The sequence below is a fragment of the Saccharothrix sp. NRRL B-16314 genome (assembly GCF_000716595.1).
Classification (GTDB): Bacteria; Actinomycetota; Actinomycetes; order Mycobacteriales; family Pseudonocardiaceae; genus Actinosynnema.
Window position 1 is genome coordinate 1 of record NZ_JNXC01000010.1, and the last position, 16,643, is coordinate 16,643.

A 16,643-nucleotide genomic window follows, 5' to 3' on the forward strand; every position below is an offset into this window, starting at 1 on the left:
CCACCTGCGCCACCCACTGCTTGAATTCCGCCGGATTCGCCCGCACCAAAGCCCGATACGCATCCAGGTCATAACCACACCGCAACACCTGCGCCAGCAGTTCCAACCGCCGCCGGTGCGATGCCCGAACCGACGCTTCGACCTCCGCAATGGCGGCGAACACGTCGTCCTCGCTCAACAACACCGGCGAAACATTCATACCCGAACAATAGTCGAACAGGCATTCGCACGTCATCACACGACCAGGTAAGGAAATCGTCCGTAAATGGCACGGTCCGTCACCGGCTCCCACGGACGCGTGAATTTATCTCCAAGGCGAAGGAATCGTGTCGTCTAGCGGGTCACGAGCGGCCGGTGAAGAAGGCGCGGAGGTCTTCGGCGAGCAGGTCCGGCACTTCCATCGCGGCGAAGTGGCCGCCACGGTCGAACTCGCTCCAGTGCTCGATCCGGTAGCCCAGTTCGGCCAACGGCCGCACGGACAGCACGATGTCGTGCGCGAACACGGCGACGCCGAGCGGTGCGGGGCAGGCGTTCGCAGGCACGCCCGTCTCGCGGCTCAGCCGGGCCGACGACCCCGCGGTGCCGGTGAGCCAGTGCAGCATCACGGTGGTCAGGACCCGGTCCACGTCGATCGTCGAGTCGGGGTCGGTCCACTCGGCGAACTTCTCCGCGATCCACGCCAGCTGCCCGACGGGGGAGTCGGTCAAGGCGTACGAGATCGTCTGCGGGCGAGTGCCTTGCAACACCTGGTACCCCGGCCGGTTCCGCATCAGGGCCTTGATCCGGTCCAGCCGCCGGTTGTCCTCTTCGGACAGTTCGACGCCGTCGACCGGCGGTGTGGGCAGGTAGTTCACGTGCACGGCCGCGACGTTCCCGGGCGCGGCGACGGCCATGGCCCTGGCGATGCCCGAACCCCAGTCGCCGCCGTGCGTGCCGTAACGCCGGTAGCCGAGGCGGCTCATCAGCCCGGTGAACGCCCGCGCCACCCGGTCGACGTCCCAGCCGCGCTCCGTGGTCGGGCCGGACAGGCCGAAGCCGGGGATCGAGGGGATGACCAGGTGGAAGTCGCGGGACAGCGGCTCGATGACGTCCAGGAACTCCAGCACGCTGCCCGGCCAGCCGTGGACCAGCACGAGCGGCAGCGCGTCGGGGTCGGCCGACCGGACGTGGAGGAAGTGCACGCGCTGGCCGTCGACCTCGGTGGTGAACTGCGGCAGCGCGTTCAGCTCGGCCTCGTGCCGCCGCCAGTCGTAGGCGTGCAGCCAGTGGTCGGCCAGGGCGCGGACGCGGGCGAGGGGGAAGCCGTAGTCGAACCCGGCGTCGGGCAGCTCCTCGGGCCACCGGGTGCGGGTCAGGCGGTCGGTCAGGTCGTCCAGGTCGGCCTGCGGGACGTCGAGCGTGAAGGGCGTGATCATCGTGCCAGCTCCGTTGGTCTCACCAATGTTGGTGACGCCAACGGTATACCGATTGCGTTGGTCTTGCCAACGGTTAGTGCGGCGAGTGTCGGACCCCACGTCTATGGTCCGGCCCCATGGCTACTTGGGACGACGTTCACCGCATCGCGTCGGCGCTGCCCGAGGTCACCGAGCGCCCTTCCTACGACGGGAGGCCCGCTTGGCGGGTGAAGGACAAGGCGTTCACGTGGGAACGGCCGCTGCGCAAGGCCGACCTGACCGCCCTCGGCCCGGACGCGCCGGAGGGGCCGGTGCTGGCGGCGAGCGTGCCCGACCTCGGCGCGAAAGAGGCGTTGCCGGCCGACGACCCGGCGGTCTACTTCACCACGCCGCACTTCGACGGCTACGCCGCGATCCTGGTGCGGCTGGACGGGATCGCGATCCCGGAACTGGAGGAGCTGCTGACCGAGGCCTGGTTGTGCCGTGCGCCGAAACGCCTGGCCAAGCAGTACGAGGCCGGTCGCGGCGCGCCCCCGGAGGAGGAGGGTGGGGACGCGCCGCGAGCGTGAGTCACCAGGTGCTGTTGACCAGCCCCGTGCCCAGGTAGACCTGGTCGAACCCGTTGCCGTCGTTGTCGTCCGTGTAGGCGATGGTGATCCGCCCCCACGCGTCCACGCCCAGCGCGGGCTCGTCCTGCCGCCCGGTCGCCGTCGACACCGTCGGCTGGCGCGGCAGCCGGCCCGCCACCGTGCCGTCCGGGTTGAGGCCCTGCGTCACCACGTCCTGCGCCTCGACCGACGTGACCACCACGTTCAGCTGGTCGTCGATGCCGATCTGCGGGTCGGCGCCCGGCAGGAGGGTGTCGGTGGTGGTGCGGGCCGTGCCGGCGGCGTTGAACGACCGCACGGCCAGCTGCGCCGTGCCGGTGTGGTCGGTTTCCCAGGCCACCGCGTGGTCGCCGTTGAAGTTCGCCGCCACGACGGGCTTGCGCTGCTGCCCGCCACCACTCGCGTTGACCGCGCCCTGCGCCACCTTCACGCCACCGGACGGGGTGAGGACCTTGCGGGCGATGTTGAAGTACGCGTTGCCGTCGCCGTCCTCGTCCCACACGACGATCGCGTTGCCGGCCGCGCTCACGGCCACGTCCGGCCGCTGGTGCGTGCCGCCGCTCGTGTTGACCTGCGCCTCGTACGTCTTCGACGTGATGGAGGCGAATCCGGCGGCCCGCACGGTCGGGTTGGTGGTGGACTGCTTGTCCTCCCACACCACCGCGAAGCCGCTCGTGTCGGGGTCGGCGGCGACGGCCGGGTTCAGCTGCTGGCCGTCGGTGTTGGCGTTGGCCCGCGCGGAACCGGTGACCGTGCCGGTCGAGCCCAGCTCCCGCACCTGGATGTTGTAGTAGCCGTTGCCGTCGCCGTCGTCGGCCCACACCACGACCGCTGTGCCGTTGTCGTGCACGGCCACGTCCGGCTGCACGTGCCGCCAGTTCCCGCTGCCGCCCGTGGACAGCTTCTTCTCGTAGCGGGACACGCCGTCCTTGAACAGGCGCACCCACACGTCGCTGTGCACGGGGTCGGTGGGCGTCGCGTCGTCGCGGTCGTCCTCCCAGACCACGGCGGTCCAGCCGTTGCGCACGGCGGACACGGCCGAGTTGTCCTGGTCGCCGGTGGCGGTGCTGTTCGCGGCGCTCCACGTGGCCGCCGCCGATGCGGTGCCTGCGCCCAGCAGCATGAGCGCGGCCGTCGTGATGATCGTCAGCTTCTTCATGGCGCCTGCAATCCCGGGTTGCCCGCCTGGATGACGTAGCTCTTCAACGTCCGGATCGGGTAGTCGCGCGTGGTGACCCGGTCCAGGAAGCGGAAGTCGACGTTCACCTGGGTGGGTGAGGTGACGGTGCGGACGTACCCGCGCAGGTTCTTGTTGAACTTCACGTGCGGGTTGAGGCTGGACACGCCGTTGTCGGTGGCGTTGCCGTCACCGCCGGAGCTCACCGACGTGGTGACGAGCTCGGTGCCGATGATCCGGTCCTGCGTGCTGTAGTTCAGCATCAGGTTGCTCGCCCACGACTTGTGCACGTCACCGGTCAGCACCACGGTGTTGCGCAGGCCCGCCGAGTCCCAGCCGCGCTGCAGGCGGTCGCGGTTGGCGGTGTAGCCGTCCCACGAGTCCATCGACTTCGCGCCGTCCGCCGAGGCGAGCCGCTGCGCGAAGAAGACCTGCTGGCCGAGGAAGTCCCAGGTGCCGAGCTTCTGGCGCATGCCGTCGAGGAGCCACGTTTCCTGCGCCGTGCCGGTGAGCGTGCGGGCCGGGTCGGAGGCGTCCGCGCACACCTTGGTGCCGTCACCGCAGGCCTGGTCGTCGCGGTACTGGCGGGTGTCGAGCATGTGGAACGTGGCCAGGCTGCCCCAGCGGACCCGGCGGTACAGCTGCATGTTCTCCGCGACCGGCGCCTGTGCGGCGCGCAACGGCATGTGCTCGTAGTACGCCTTGTACGCGGCTGCGCGGCGGACCTTGAAGTCGCCGGCCGGGGAAGTGTTGCCGCGCACCAGGTCCGCGTAGTTGTTCTCCACCTCGTGGTCGTCCCAGACGACGAGCCACGGCGCGGCGGCGTGCGCGGCCTGGAGGTCCACGTCCGTCTTGTACTGCGCGTGCCGCACGCGGTAGTCGGCGAGGTTCGAGATCTCCACCGTCGGCGAGTGCTTGCGCACCGCGGTCGTCGACGCCGCGCCCTCGTAGATGTAATCGCCGAGGTGCAGGATCAGGTGCGGGTTCTCCTCGGCCATGCGGCGGTAGGCGGTGAAGTAGCCGGCCTCGAAGTGCGAGCACGAGGTGAAGAGCATGGTCAACGACGGGCTCGTGCCGACCGCGGGCGAGGTGACGCCGCGGCCGACGGGGGAGATGTGGCCGGCGGCGCGGAAGCGGTAGAAGTACTCGCGGCCGGGGAGGAGACCGGTCACCTCGACGTGGACGCTGTGCGCCCACGTCTGCGATGCGGTCGCCGTGCCGCTGCGGACGACCTGGGTGAAGCGCTGGTCGGTCGAGACTTGCCACTCGACGGTGACGGAGGCGCTGGTCATGCCGCCGAGGCCGTCGGCGTTGAGCGGGCTCGGCGCCAGGCGGGTCCAGATCACGAACCCGTCGGCCGCGGGCTCGCCCGAGGCGACGCCGAGCGTGAAGGGGTACGAGATGGCGTTCGCGGTGGTGGGTGCGAGAACCGTAACGCCGGCGCTCGCGATGCCGCCGGCGATGAGCGTTCGTCGAGTCAGTGGGGACATCGGCTCTCCTTCGGTGCAGGGCCGTGGAAGAACGCGTTTCCGGTACTGAGTACACGGCGAAGGTGATCAGCGGCCATCCCCGATGTGTACGCGGGGTGGAGCGCCGCCACCCCGCCCGTGCGCCACATCGGACCTCCGCACCGCGACGTCGCAGGTGAATGGCTGTCCAAGTAGGCGATGTATTGGTTACCGAAGAACATGGCAAATGGTGTCGGCCCGCACCGATCAAAGATTTCCATGTCCCAACCACGGACAGGCCGGCCACCGTGGTGGCCGGCCGGCAGCACCTCGTCACCACTTGTCGGAGGTGACGATCACCTTCAACTGGTCGAGGGCCAGCGGCGGTTGCGGCGCGTAGATCGCACCGCCCGGCGAGTTGATCGCAGCGCCCTGGGGGTCCTCCTGGTTGCCGACGTGCATGAGGATCGTCGTCCCGTCGGGCCGCGTGAGGCACGCCTGGTGCGACACCGCGCCGGGATCCGGCCGCGCGGTCCCGGTCGCCAGTCGGGAGCCGTCGGGCAGCGTGGTGACATCACGGTCCTCCGTGCGGAGAAGGGCGCACGACTCGCCGGCATCGGGATCGCCGGGGTAGATCGTCAGGCTGAAGCTCCCGGTGACGCCGGCGGAGGTCAGGGTCCCGGCGACAAGCGCGCTGGTGGAGGCGTTGGTGTCCGCCGGTGGTGGTGTCACGCCCGATCCTGCCCCCGGTTGCGGGGCGTTCGTCGAGGACGGGGGTGGAAGGGTGATTCTCTGGGTTGCCTCGAACGTCGCGGTGTCGCCGAGCACCACCGTGAACCGGGCGATCAGCTCATCCGGCGAGGTGGGGAGAGGGCTGCGCGTCGGGGTCGTGGACGGTGCCGTCGACGACGAGCCGGTCAGCGAGCCGGCGGTGTGCGTGCCGGAATCGACCGGCACCAGCCACACCGCACCCGCGACCAGACCCGCCACCGCCACGACGGTGGCCGCGATGGGTACCAGCCGCGCGGCCCGCCTCGGCCTCACCGCCGGGGCCGTGCCCGCGGCGTCGGCGCGTCGCTCCAACTCGGCGAAGGCATCGTGGAGGGTGCGCAGGTCACTCATGAGGTCTCCTGGAAGTCGGGTGCGCCGGCGGTGAGGTCGAGGCGGAGGACGGTGAGCGCCCGGTGGATCTGGCTGCGTACGGTCGGTTCCCGGCACCCCAGCTGGGTGGCGATCTCCCTGTCGGACAGGCCCGCGTAGTAGCGCAGGACCACCGCCGCACGCTGCTTCCTGGGCAGGGCGGCGAGGCGGCGGATCATCGCGTCCCGCTCGGCCCGCTCGTCCGCGCCGTCGGAGATCACCCTCGGCTCGACCTCGGCGCGCGGGGACGTGCGGGTCAGCCTTCTGCGCCAGGACAGGTACTCGTTGACGACCATCCGCCGCACGTAGGCGTGCGGCTCGGCCATCACCGAGATCCGGTCCCAGCGCTCGAACGCCCGGCCCAGTACGTCGCTCACCAGGTCCTCCGCCAGCCACGTCCGGCAGGTCAGGACCGTGGCGAACCGCATCAGCGCGGGACGCTGCCTCGCCACGTACTCGGTGAACTCCATCGGCAACTCCCGATCGTCGACTCGACCTCGATTTCGCACCCCTAATGCGGAAGCGACCCCTTTCGTTGCATTCGGTCTCCTAACGGCTGCCGAGAGCACCCACCCCGTACCGGCAGGGGTGCCGCAGGCCGACCGGTGATGCCAGGCCCAGATCGCTCCTGCGATACCGTCGAGCATGATCGTGTGGCTGAACGGGACTTTCGGCGCGGGCAAGACCACGACGGCCGGCGAGCTGGCGGGCATCCTGCCGAACGCGCGGATCTTCGACTCCGAGCAGGTCGGCTACCTGCTGCGGCACGTGATGACGGAGCCGGTCGAGAACTTCCAGGACTGGGCGCCGTGGCGTCCGCTGGTGGCGCGCACGGCGGTCGAGATCCTCCGCTCCGTCGGCGGCACCCTCGTCATCCCGCAGACCGTCCTGAACGAGTCCTACCTCCAGGAGATCTTCACCGCGCTGCGCGACGAAGGCCTGGGGGTCCGGCACTTCCTGCTCCACGTCGCGGAAGGCGCCCTCGTCGACCGCATCAAGGGCGACGGCAACGATCCCGGCGCGCACGAATGGCGCCTGAGCCACGTCGACCGCTACCAGGCCGCCCTCCCGTGGCTGCGCGACGCCGCCGAGGTCATCGACACCACCAGCGTCCCGGCACCCGACGTCGCCCGGAAGATCGCGGCGCGGCTCGGGGTGACGTCCGGCTGACCGGAGGTCACCGGGGGCCGGCGCGGTACTCGATGTGGAGTTCGCGGGCGTTGCCGAGGACGCCGTCACCGGGGTGCAACTCCGCGCAGTAGTGCCGGTCGACGCCCGCCGCAGAGGGCCCGTGCCGGGCGATGTCCAGGAAGTGCCCGGCGGTCTCCGCGAACAGCCTCGCGCTGCCGGTCATGAACAGCGTCTCCGCGTGGACGTGCTGGTGGAACAGGTCGCGGTTCTCCCGGTAGTGGCGGGCCGCGTAGTCGATCTCGGGACGTGCGTGCGGCAGCTCGGCCACGTGCGGCCGGCCCGGACCGAGTCGGGTCCGCAGCTCCTTCCACCGGGCGGGCGCGAACTGGAGCGAGTGGTGCAGCAGCACCAGGTCCAGCCGGCTGCCGTCACCGGGAGAGCCGTTGACCCGCAGCGGCAGGTGGACCAGCGAGCGCGGGGAGCGTGCGGCGAGCAGCCACAGGCCGGCCACCGTTCGCGCGCTGCCCGCGTCGAGGGAGAAGTCCAGCCACCGGTCGGCGTCGACGAGCAGCGCCTGGCCGAGCGACCGCGCGGGCCGGACGACCCGGAACCGGTCGGATCCCAGCCGGGCCTCGTGCACCAGTACCGGAATCCGCTCCCCGCCCACGACGCTAGACGGTGGTCGTGGGAACGAGGTCGGCCCGGCGGGCTCCGGAGGAGGCCGTGGCGGTCCAGCAGTCCGGTGCGGCGAAGCCGTTCTCGGCGAAGGCGGCCTTGACGGCGGCCGTGCAGGCTTCCACGGCGGTGTCCTCCACCAGGGAGATCACGCAGCCGCCGAAGCCGCCGCCGGTCATGCGGGCACCCAGGGCGCCCGCCGCGACCACGGCGTCCACGGCGACGTCCAGCTCCGGCACGGTCACCTCGTAGTCGTCCCGCAGCGACGTGTGCGAGGCGGTCAGCAACGGCCCGATCTCCCTGATCCGGCCACCCCGCAGCAGCTCCGCCACCGCCAGCACCCGCGCGTTCTCCGCCACGACGTGCCGCACCCGCCGGGCGAGCCGGTCCGGCAGGTCCTGGTCCGGCGAGTCCAGGTCGCGCAGCGCGGGCACGCTCAGCAGCTCCGCCGCCCGGTGGCAGTCCCGCCGCCGCGCCGCGTACTCGCCGTCCACCAACCGGTGCGGCGCCTTGGTGTCCACCACCAGCAGGGCGAGGCCGTCCGGCGCGAGGTCGAACGGGATGTGCTCGGTCGCCATCGTGCGCGTGTCGAGCAGCAACGCGTGCCGCTCCCGCGCCAGCAACGACGCCGACTGGTCCATGATCCCGCACGGCATCCCGACGAAGTCGTTCTCCGCCCGCTGCGCGATCCGCGCCAGCGAACGGCGGTCCAGCGACACACCGGACAGCTCCGTCACCGCCAGCGCGGTGGCGGACTCCAACGCCGCCGACGACGACAGGCCCGCGCCCAGCGGCACGTTCCCGTCCACCACCAGGCCGAACCCACCGATCGGGTGCCCCTCCTCGCGCAACGCCCACACCACGCCGGCCACGTAGGCGACCCACCCGGTCACCACACCCGGCGCGAGGTGGGCCAGGCGCAGCTCGGCCACCCCGTCCGCCTGGCGCGACTCCACCCGCAGCACGTCGTCGTCCCGCCGCGCGGCGGTGACCCGCACGACGTGCGGCAACGCGATGGGCAGCACGAAACCGTCGTTGTAGTCGGTGTGCTCGCCGATCAGGTTGATCCGACCCGGCGCCTCGAAAACCCCGTCACGCATCACGCGCCACCCCTCGTGCTTTCCCTGATCTCCAGCGAGAACGGCGTCCGCACGTGCTCGGGCGGCCGTTCCGGCTCCTCCACGCGTCGGCGCAGCAGGTCCACGGCGGCCCGTGCGATGGCGGCCTTGTCCGGTGCGACCGTGGTCAGCGACGGCACGCTGTACGCGCCTTCCTCGGTGTTGTCGAACCCGACCACCGCCATGTCCGAAGGCACGCGCACGCCCCGCTCCACCGCCGCGCGCACCGCGCCGACGGCGAGCAGGTCGTTGAAGCAGAACACCGCGTCGGGCGGCGAGTCCGCCGCCAGCAGCCGCGCCATCGCCTCCGCGCCGTCCCGGCGGTGGTAGTTCAACGCCGTCGCCACCAGTTCGTCGTGCACGGGCAGGCCCGCCTCGGCCAAGGCGATCCGGTAACCGGCGAGGCGTTGCGCGGCGGTGCCCCGGTGCGGGTGCGCGCCGATCGCCGCGATGCGGGTGCGCCCCAACGCGACCAGGTGCGCCACGGCCACCCGAGCCGCCTCCACGTTGTCGATGCCGACGTGGTCGATCGGCAGGTCCACCGAGTGCTCGCCGAGCATCACGACCGGGATGCCGGGCGCAAGCTCGCCGAAGTCCCGCGCCTCCAACGCCTCCGGGCTCACGATCGCGCCGTCGATCATGTGCGGGCCGAGCGACGCGAGCGTGTCCCGTTCACCCTCGCGGGTGCCCAGGGTCTGCTCGATCAGCACGTTCCACTCGTGTTCCTGCGCGGCGCCGAGCACCAGCCCGGCCAGCTCGGCGAAGTACGGCACGACCAGCTCCGGCAGCACCAGGGCGACGAAGCCGGTCCGGCCGCGGCGCAGGTTGCGGGCGCCGAGGTTCGGCCGGTAGCCGGTGGTGAGCAGCGCTTCCTCGACCCGGCGGCGGTTCTCGGGTTTCACGAACGCGTAGCCGTTGACCACGTTCGACACCGTCTTCACCGACACGCCGGCCAGCGCGGCGACGTCCTTCAGCGTGGCCAAGTCGGCGCCTCCGGTGCTCTCGGTGTCGGCTACTCAGGACGGGTGGGATCTGGGGCACGGTAACGACCGGGATCGTAGCCGGCCGGTCGGGCGCTTTACAACGTTGTATCAACGATGTAAGAACTGCAAGTGACTCAGGTCACCCAGCTCACCCAGCACCCACGTCACCAGCACCCTGCCGATCGTGGAGCCACCATGCGCAAGCTGTTGTCCGCGCTCACCGGGCTACTCGTCCTGAGCACCCTCGTCATCGCGCTGCCCGGCACCGCTTCCGCGGCCGTCTGGCAGCCCAAACCGGCACCCCTGACCACGCCGTGGACGGCCCAGGTGTCACCGACCAACGCGCTGCCCGAGTACCCGCGCCCGCAGCTGGTCCGGTCGGACTGGCTCAACCTCAACGGCGTCTGGGAGTTCGCCGGCGCGCCGAACCTCTCCTCGCCGCCGTTCGGTCGGACGCTGGCCGAGGGCGTCCTCGTGCCCTACCCGATCGAGTCCGCGCTGTCGGGCGTCAAGCGGCACGAGGACCACATGTTCTACCGCCGCACCTTCACCACCCCGGCCCAGTGGAACGGCCGCCGGGTGAAGCTGAACTTCGGCGCGGTCACCTGGGAGACCCGCGTCTGGGTGAACGGCGTCAGCGTCGGCACCCACACCGGCGGCTTCGACGCGTTCTCGTTCGACATCACCAACGCCCTCCGGGCCGGTGCGAACGAGGTGATCGTCGGAGTCCGGTCCACAGTGGACGGGGGCCAGTACCCGATCGGCAAGCAGCGCCGGAACCCGGGCGGCATCTTCTACACCGCGGCCTCCGGCATCTGGCAGACGGTGTGGCTGGAGCCGGTCGCGGCCAACCACGTCACCCGGCTCGACACCACCCCGGACGTTCCCGCGGGCGTGCTCGACCTGGTGGTCCAGGGCACGGCGGGCCAGCAGGTGCGGGCCGAGGTGCTGTCCGGCGGCAAGGTCGTCGGCACGGCCAACGGCACGGTCGGCGGCCACCTCAGGGTCCCCGTGCCGAACGCCAGGCTGTGGTCACCCGACGACCCGTTCCTCTACGACCTGCGCGTCACCCTGGGCAGCGACGTCGTCACCGGCTACTTCGGCATGAGGTCGCTGGGCAAGGCGATGGTCGGCGGCGTGATGCGCCCGCTCCTCAACGGCAAGTTCGTGTTCCAGCTCGGCACGCTCGACCAGGGCTACTGGCCGGACGGCATCTACACCGCGCCCACGGACGCCGCCCTGCGGTTCGACCTCGAACGCCAGAAGGCGCTCGGCTTCAACATGGTGCGCAAGCACATCAAGGTCGAACCCGCCCGCTGGTACTACCACGCCGACCGGCTCGGCCTGATGGTGTGGCAGGACATGCCGTCGCTGGACGCGGTGGACGACGTGCCGAACGGGCACACCCACTTCGAGTCCGAGCTGCGGCGGATGATCGACCAGCTCAAGGGCATCACGTCGATCGTGCAGTGGGTGCCGTTCAACGAGGGCTGGGGCGAGTACGACGCGGGCCGCATCGTGAACCTGGTCCGGTCGATCGACGACACCCGCCTGATCAACCACAACTCGGGCTCGAACTGCTGCGTCTCCGACCCGGACCCGGGCAACGGCGACATCATCGACGACCACGCGTACCAGATGTCCAGCGGCACCAGGCAGCCCGATGCCAACCGGGTCGCGGTGCTCGGCGAGTTCGGCGGACTGGGGCGGCGCATCGTCGGCCACGAGTGGCAGCCGGGCGCGGGCTTCGCGTACGGCGAGCTGTTCCCCGACGAGACGTCGCTGACCGGCCGGTACGTGGAGATCACCAAGGAGGTCGGCAGGTTCGTGCACGCGCGAGGGCTGTCGGCGTCCGTCTACACCGAGCCCTACGACGTGGAGAACGAGGTCAACGGCTTCTACACGTACGACCGGCAGGTGCTGAAGGTGACCGAGGCACGGGTGCGCGAGGTGAACCAGCGCGTGCTGGCGATGGCCAACGGCACCGAGGTCGGCCGTGGCGAGACGATCTCGCTGCGGGTCACCACGCCCGGCTTCACCGACCGCCACCTGCGGCACCGCGATTCGCTGGCGCGCACCGACGTGATCGGCGACGACGCCGGCCGGTTGGACGCCACGTTCTGGGCCAGGCCGGGTCTGGCGGACGCGGCCTGCCTGTCGTTCGAGTCGCGCAACTTCCCGGGTCGGTTCCTGCGGCACTCGGCCTTCCGGGTGCGGTCGGACGCCAACGACGGGTCGACCGGGTTCGCCGGCGACGCCACGTTCTGCGCGCGTCCCGGATCGGGCGGCACGGCGCTGGAGTCGCGCAACCTGCCCGGTCACTTCATCCGGCACTACGCCGAGGGCGTGTACGTGGCCCGTTCGGGCGGTCCGAACCCCTGGGACAGCGCGACGAGCTTCGCGGCGGACACGACGTGGGCGGCGGTCGTCCCGCTCTGGCGCAGCGGCGCGGACCTGCCGCTGGACCAGGCGCGGTCGTTCCGGGTGGTCACGCCGGGCTTCACCGACCGGTACCTGCGGCACCGGGAGAGCCTGGCCCGGACGGACGTGGTGGACGCGGCGAGTCCGGAGCTGGTGAAGGCCGACGCGACGTTCATCGTGCGGCGTGGCCTGGCGGAGCCGTCGTGCTACTCGTTCGAGTCGCGCAACCTGCCGGGGCAGTACCTGCGGCACGCGGCGTTCCGGGTGCGGCTGGCCGCCTCGGACGGCACCGACCTGTTCCGGAAGGACGCGACGTTCTGCGCCCAGCCGGGGGCCGGCGGCGTCCGGCTGACGTCGGTCAACGAGCTGGGCGCGAGCATGCGGCACTTCGCGGAGGAGGTGTGGGTGGCGGTGAACGGCGGCGCCCACGTCTACGACAGCCCGACGTCCTATGACGCGGACGTGAGCTGGGCCGTCACCGCGCCCTGGGCTCCTTAGGTCCGGAGTGGGCTCGCACGGTGGTGAACCTGCCGTGCGGGCCCCTCGGGCGTTCGCCTGGGGCGGACCGAGAGCGCGAGCCACACCAGCGTGCCGCCGACGACGACGTGCAGCGCGCTGGTCAGCGGCGTGTCCGGGAGGCGTGCGGCGAAGGTGAACACCGGCAGGGCGATGAGATAAGCCCACACCGGGACTTTCGGGTGCACGCCGGATCTGATCAAGCTGATCGCGAACAGGACCGTGCCGACGGCGAAGACGAGCGCGCTCGCCGAGAGCACGATCACGGTGGGTGCGGCGAGCTTCGGCTCGTCGAGGTGGAACAGCACGATGTTCAACGCGTAAGCCGCCGCGCCGAACAGGCCGAGGCCGACGAAGTTCACCACGTACCCGACGGTGCCGAGGGTGGTGCGCGGCTGCTTGAGGTAGAGGGCGGTCAGGAGCGGCGCGGCCAGCGCGGGCGACACTCCGATCACGAGGCTGGTCGCGGTCGTCTCCCCGACGAACCCCTCGACCGCGCCCGGCAAGGCGATGAAGAGGCCCGACATGGCACCGGACACGGCGCCGAAACGCAGTAGCGAGTTCATGGTCGGGACGCTATTCGCGCAGGTGAGGGCACCGGGAGTGCCGGACGGCCAGACTCGGGGTGCCGATCGGCACGTGCCGGGTGGCGATCTCCGGATGCGCAGGGCTCACCGGCCGGGACGGGTGGTGCCGGACGCGGCCGTGCGGAGGTTCCGCGTCGGGCGAAAGGCGTTTCCGGTAGTCCGAGTCGTGGTGACAGGATCCGGGCATGTTCTCGGGCGAGTTCGAGGTGCACCTGACCGGCTCCGCGCACGAGGCGGAAGCGCTGGGCGCGTTCGCGTCCCGGCGGGGTGCGAAGTTCACCCACATCCTGCTCGACCGCGGCGACACCCCTTCCCAACCGATGCTGACGGTGAACGGCAGCGGCACGCTGGAAGACCTGCGCCGCCTCGCCGACGGGTGGCGGGCCGACCTGGCCGCGGCAGGGCTGGACGTGCTCCGGGTGAAGATCGAGGCCGCGCCGTGGAACGAGGGTGTGCCCGCGTCCGACCTGGAGGCCTCCGACGAGCTGTACTTCGAGCACCACGTGAAGGTGCTGCTGCCCACCCGCGACCGCGACGCGGTGGACGTCCTGCGGTGGGCGGTCTCCGAAACCGGCGCGAGGGTGTCGAGCAACGCCAGGCGGCGACGCGGTCGGCACGAAGAGCGGTTCCTCACGCAGCGGTGCCGCGGGGTCGGCCGGGCCACCGCCCGGACCCGGCTCGACGCGCTGCTGGCGGTGCTGCGCGACCGCGGTTACGAGGTGCTGGAGGTCGAGGAGGAGTACGTCGTGCACGACGACGCGCTGCATGTCGACCGCGGGTGGCTCGACCCGACCCGGTGGGGCGATCGGCACACCCTGCTCGACGACCTGCTCGGCAGCGCGGCGTCCCGGGGCCCCGGCACGCCGTCGACCTTCCACCCGCTGGCGGCCGAGGGGTGCGAGGTCCGGCAGCACCGGGTGTTCGACCCGGCGCTCAAGCACTTCGACCACGCCTACCGGGCGGGTGAGCCGGTGTTCGGCGACGAGGCCGAAGGCGTCCGGTGGTCGGCCGCCCGGCGGGCCGCGATGGCGCACGTGCTCGCGGTGGTGGCGGCCTCGCCGTGGGCGGGGAACCTGGTGCTGCGCGGCAGCGTCGCGCTGCGCGCATGGCTCGGCGAGGTCGCCCGTGAACCCGGCGACCTGGACTTCGTGGTGGTGCCGAAGACTTTCGCCCCGGACGGCCCGGAGGCGCGGGCGATGCTGGAGGGCCTGGTGGCCGCCGTCGCCGCCGATCCCGGTCCGGGCCTGCGCGCCGACCAGGCGGTGGCCGAGCACATCTGGACCTACGAGCGGGTGCCGGGCCGGCGGCTGGTGTTCCCGTTCGACGTCGAGGGCCTGCCGCAGGGCGCGGTGCAGGTGGACGTGGTGTTCAACGAGGACCTGCCCGACGAGCCGGTCACCGTCGAGGTGCCGCCGCTGGGCACGCGGGTGCTCGCCGCGTCGCCCGCCCTGTCGCTGGCCTGGAAGCTCCAGTGGCTGGTGACCGACATGTACCCGCAGGGCAAGGACCTGTACGACGCGGTACTGCTCGCCGAGCGCACCCCCGTGTCGCTGGAACTCGTCCGCGACCTGATCCGCCCCGAGATGGGTCACGAGGCCGACGCCTTCACGTGGGCGTCCGTGCTCGACCTGCGCGTCGACTGGGAGAACTTCCGCGCCGACCGGCCCGGTGTCGAGGGCGACGCCGGGCGGTGGCTGCGCAGGCTCGCGGACGCGCTGGCCCGCTCGTGAACCGGTGCCGCCCACCGGGTCGGCGGTTCCGGAGCACGGCACTGGAACCCGGCCGGGAGCCGTAGCCTGCGGTTGTGCGTCCTCTGTCGTGGTTGTCGCCCCTGTTGTGCGGGGCGGTGTTGGTGGCCGGCGCGTACGCCGGGTTGGCCGGGCTCGGTGAGACGCGGTGGGCGCCGTTCGTGCTCGGGCTCGCCGCTCTGGTGCTGGTCGACGCGGTCGGCTCGCGCTACCCGGCGGCGGCCGTGCTGGCGGTGCAGGCGGGGTTGGTGGTGCTGGTCGCGTTCTCCGACGGGTCGGGCATGGCGCGGGTGTTGTTCCTGCTACTGCCGTTCGGGGCCTACTTCGCGTTCGGCCGGGTGGCCGCGGTGGGGGTCGGGGTCGCGACGGTCGGTTTCCTCGTCGTCGCCTTCCAGCTCACCGCGCCGGGGTGGACGCGGTCCGTCGAGCACGTGTCCGACCTGCTGATGTTCGGCATCGGGCTGGTCCTGTCGCTGGCCATGGCCGAGCTGTCCGCCGCCGCCGAGCGGAACCGGGTGGCGCGCGACGTCCACGACGGCCTCGGCCACCACCTGACGGCCGTGTCGGTGTTGCTGGAGAAGGCGTCGGCGTTCCGCGACCGCGATCCGGAGGTGGCGGACCGGGCCGTCGCGGACGCCCGCGAGTCGGCCCGGCGCGCGTTGGAGGACGTGCGCACGTCGGTCCGCGCACTGCACGGACCCTTCCGGCTGGGCGAGTCGCTGGCAGGGTTGACGCGAGGGCTGGGCGTGTCGATCGACTGCACGGGCGACGAATCCCGTTACGCACCGGGCACCCTGCTCGCGCTCTACCGGGCCGCGCAGGAGGGGATCACCAACGCGATGCGACACGCTCAGGGCTCGGACGTGCGGGTGACGGTCCACTGCGGACCGCGCGAGGCCCGGCTCGTGGTGGCCGACGACGGTCCCGGTTTCCCGCCCGGACGCGAGGGTTTCGGGCTGAACGGGCTGCGCGAGCGGATCGCGCGCGCCGGTGGTTCGGTCGAGGTCGTCGGCGGCTCGGGCACCCGGCTCACCGTCGTGGTGCCGAGGGGGTCGGCGTGAGCGACGTGCGCGTGGTCGTGGTGGACGACCAGCTGCTCATCCGGGAGAGCATCGCCGCCCTGCTTGACCTCCAACCGGGCGTCTCGGTGGTCGGCACGGCCGGCGACGGCAGGGCCGCGGTCGACCTCGCCGTCGCCGAGGACCCGGACGTGGTCCTGATGGACGTGCGGATGCCGGTGATGGACGGCATCGACGCGCTCGGCGTGCTCCGCCGCCGCAACCCGCGCACCAGGGTCGTCATGCTGACCACGTTCGACGACGAGGAGTACGTGGTGCGCGCCCTGAAAGCGGGGGCGAGCGGTTACCTGCTCAAGGACCGGCCCGCGGTCGAACTGGCCGCCGCCGTCCGGCTCGCGCACTCCGGCGTGGTCCAGTTCGACCCGGCCGCCGCGGCCAGGCTGGCGACGGCGCTGGGGCACGAACGGCCGGTGCCGCACGACCTCGACCTCACCGAGCGCGAGGTGGACGTGCTGCGGCTGGTCGCCACCGGTTCCACCAACCGGGAGATCGCCGGACGCCTGCACCTGAGCGAGGGCACGGTGAAGAACCACGTCTCCCGCATCCTGGGCCGGCTCGGCCTGCGCGACCGCACGCAGGCCGCCGTCTACGCCCGCGACCACGGACTCCTCTAGGTCG

General features: G+C 71.6%; 16 protein-coding genes. 6 read left to right on the forward strand and 10 right to left on the reverse strand.

Annotated features, from left to right (window positions below; genetic code table 11):
* Both OQ02_RS17200 and OQ02_RS17205 read right to left on the reverse strand, forming a co-directional pair.
* Positions 1 to 199 (reverse strand): hypothetical protein (locus OQ02_RS17200; protein ID WP_156077108.1); only part of this gene is annotated, 199 nt, incomplete at its 3' end.
* Between the two features lie 142 nt (positions 200 to 341).
* Positions 342 to 1,415, reverse strand: coding sequence for an epoxide hydrolase family protein (locus OQ02_RS17205; protein ID WP_033439485.1), 1,074 nt, complete (start codon positions 1,413 to 1,415; stop codon positions 342 to 344).
* Positions 1,416 to 1,531: 116 nt separating this feature from the next.
* Between OQ02_RS17205 and OQ02_RS17210 the strand changes: the two genes are divergently transcribed.
* Entirely contained in the window at positions 1,532 to 1,963 is a 432-nt protein-coding gene (locus OQ02_RS17210; protein WP_051772439.1) for an MmcQ/YjbR family DNA-binding protein, read from the forward strand.
* 1 nt (position 1,964) lies between these two features.
* Here the strand turns inward: OQ02_RS17210 and OQ02_RS17215 are convergent, their stop codons facing one another.
* The 4 genes from OQ02_RS17215 to OQ02_RS17230 form a co-directional block, all read right to left on the reverse strand.
* Positions 1,965 to 3,161: a hypothetical protein gene (locus OQ02_RS17215; protein ID WP_033439486.1), complete on the reverse strand. Its 1,197-nt coding sequence runs from the start codon at positions 3,159 to 3,161 to the stop codon at positions 1,965 to 1,967.
* Positions 3,158 to 4,669, reverse strand: coding sequence for an alkaline phosphatase D family protein (locus OQ02_RS17220; protein ID WP_033439487.1), 1,512 nt, complete (start codon positions 4,667 to 4,669; stop codon positions 3,158 to 3,160). Before OQ02_RS17220 ends, OQ02_RS17215 begins: the two co-directional genes overlap by 4 nt.
* A gap of 291 nt (positions 4,670 to 4,960) precedes the next feature.
* The gene (locus OQ02_RS17225; protein WP_033439488.1) at positions 4,961 to 5,749 is read right to left on the reverse strand and encodes a hypothetical protein; all 789 of its coding nucleotides are present in this window, start codon (positions 5,747 to 5,749) and stop codon (positions 4,961 to 4,963) included.
* Positions 5,746 to 6,237 (reverse strand): SigE family RNA polymerase sigma factor, encoded by a 492-nt coding sequence (locus tag OQ02_RS17230; protein WP_033439489.1) that lies wholly within the window; start codon positions 6,235 to 6,237, stop codon positions 5,746 to 5,748. Before OQ02_RS17230 ends, OQ02_RS17225 begins: the two co-directional genes overlap by 4 nt.
* A gap of 175 nt (positions 6,238 to 6,412) precedes the next feature.
* Here OQ02_RS17230 and OQ02_RS17235 point away from each other — a divergent pair, with 175 nt between their 5' ends.
* Positions 6,413 to 6,937, forward strand: a complete 525-nt coding sequence (locus OQ02_RS17235; RefSeq protein WP_033439490.1) for an AAA family ATPase — start codon at positions 6,413 to 6,415, stop codon at positions 6,935 to 6,937.
* Positions 6,938 to 6,944: 7 nt separating this feature from the next.
* Here the strand turns inward: OQ02_RS17235 and OQ02_RS17240 are convergent, their stop codons facing one another.
* The 3 genes from OQ02_RS17240 to OQ02_RS17250 are packed head-to-tail and all read right to left on the reverse strand — an operon-like array spanning position 6,945 to position 9,674.
* Positions 6,945 to 7,565 (reverse strand): hypothetical protein, encoded by a 621-nt coding sequence (locus OQ02_RS17240; protein ID WP_051772440.1) that lies wholly within the window; start codon positions 7,563 to 7,565, stop codon positions 6,945 to 6,947.
* Between the two features lie 4 nt (positions 7,566 to 7,569).
* Positions 7,570 to 8,673, reverse strand: a complete 1,104-nt coding sequence (galK, locus tag OQ02_RS17245; protein WP_051772471.1) for a galactokinase — start codon at positions 8,671 to 8,673, stop codon at positions 7,570 to 7,572.
* Positions 8,673 to 9,674, reverse strand: a complete 1,002-nt coding sequence (locus OQ02_RS17250) for a LacI family DNA-binding transcriptional regulator (RefSeq protein ID WP_033439491.1) — start codon at positions 9,672 to 9,674, stop codon at positions 8,673 to 8,675. Before OQ02_RS17250 ends, galK begins: the two co-directional genes overlap by 1 nt.
* A gap of 195 nt (positions 9,675 to 9,869) precedes the next feature.
* Here OQ02_RS17250 and OQ02_RS17255 point away from each other — a divergent pair, with 195 nt between their 5' ends.
* Complete coding sequence (locus OQ02_RS17255) at positions 9,870 to 12,593, forward strand: AbfB domain-containing protein (protein WP_033439492.1); 2,724 nt, start codon at positions 9,870 to 9,872, stop codon at positions 12,591 to 12,593.
* Here the strand turns inward: OQ02_RS17255 and OQ02_RS17260 are convergent.
* Positions 12,590 to 13,177 (reverse strand): hypothetical protein, encoded by a 588-nt coding sequence (locus OQ02_RS17260; RefSeq protein WP_051772441.1) that lies wholly within the window; start codon positions 13,175 to 13,177, stop codon positions 12,590 to 12,592. The two genes, OQ02_RS17255 and OQ02_RS17260, sit on opposite strands and share 4 nt — an antisense overlap.
* 206 nt (positions 13,178 to 13,383) lie before the next feature.
* Between OQ02_RS17260 and OQ02_RS17265 the strand changes: the two genes are divergently transcribed.
* The 3 genes from OQ02_RS17265 (at position 13,384) to OQ02_RS17275 (ending at position 16,639) form a co-directional block, all read left to right on the forward strand.
* Positions 13,384 to 14,928, forward strand: a complete 1,545-nt coding sequence (locus OQ02_RS17265) for a nucleotidyl transferase AbiEii/AbiGii toxin family protein (RefSeq protein WP_033439493.1) — start codon at positions 13,384 to 13,386, stop codon at positions 14,926 to 14,928.
* 74 nt (positions 14,929 to 15,002) lie between these two features.
* Positions 15,003 to 16,007, forward strand: a complete 1,005-nt coding sequence (locus tag OQ02_RS17270; protein WP_033439494.1) for a sensor histidine kinase — start codon at positions 15,003 to 15,005, stop codon at positions 16,005 to 16,007.
* Entirely contained in the window at positions 16,004 to 16,639 is a 636-nt protein-coding gene (locus tag OQ02_RS17275; RefSeq protein ID WP_033439495.1) for a response regulator, read from the forward strand. Before OQ02_RS17270 ends, OQ02_RS17275 begins: the two co-directional genes overlap by 4 nt.
* Positions 16,640 to 16,643 lie beyond the last annotated feature (4 nt).

Excerpts from the sequence above, each read along its gene's own strand:
- OQ02_RS17205 (WP_033439485.1), bottom strand. The coding sequence starts at position 1,415 with ATGATCACGCCCTTCACGCTCGACGTCCCGCAGGCCGACCTGGACGAC.
- OQ02_RS17210 (WP_051772439.1), top strand. The coding sequence starts at position 1,532 with ATGGCTACTTGGGACGACGTTCACCGCATCGCGTCGGCGCTGCCCGAG.
- OQ02_RS17215 (WP_033439486.1), bottom strand. The coding sequence starts at position 3,161 with ATGAAGAAGCTGACGATCATCACGACGGCCGCGCTCATGCTGCTGGGC.
- OQ02_RS17220 (WP_033439487.1), bottom strand. The coding sequence starts at position 4,669 with ATGTCCCCACTGACTCGACGAACGCTCATCGCCGGCGGCATCGCGAGC.
- OQ02_RS17225 (WP_033439488.1), bottom strand. The coding sequence starts at position 5,749 with ATGAGTGACCTGCGCACCCTCCACGATGCCTTCGCCGAGTTGGAGCGA.
- OQ02_RS17230 (WP_033439489.1), bottom strand. The coding sequence starts at position 6,237 with ATGGAGTTCACCGAGTACGTGGCGAGGCAGCGTCCCGCGCTGATGCGG.
- OQ02_RS17235 (WP_033439490.1), top strand. The coding sequence starts at position 6,413 with ATGATCGTGTGGCTGAACGGGACTTTCGGCGCGGGCAAGACCACGACG.
- galK (WP_051772471.1), bottom strand. The coding sequence starts at position 8,673 with ATGCGTGACGGGGTTTTCGAGGCGCCGGGTCGGATCAACCTGATCGGC.
- OQ02_RS17255 (WP_033439492.1), top strand. The coding sequence starts at position 9,870 with ATGCGCAAGCTGTTGTCCGCGCTCACCGGGCTACTCGTCCTGAGCACC.
- OQ02_RS17260 (WP_051772441.1), bottom strand. The coding sequence starts at position 13,177 with ATGAACTCGCTACTGCGTTTCGGCGCCGTGTCCGGTGCCATGTCGGGC.
- OQ02_RS17265 (WP_033439493.1), top strand. The coding sequence starts at position 13,384 with ATGTTCTCGGGCGAGTTCGAGGTGCACCTGACCGGCTCCGCGCACGAG.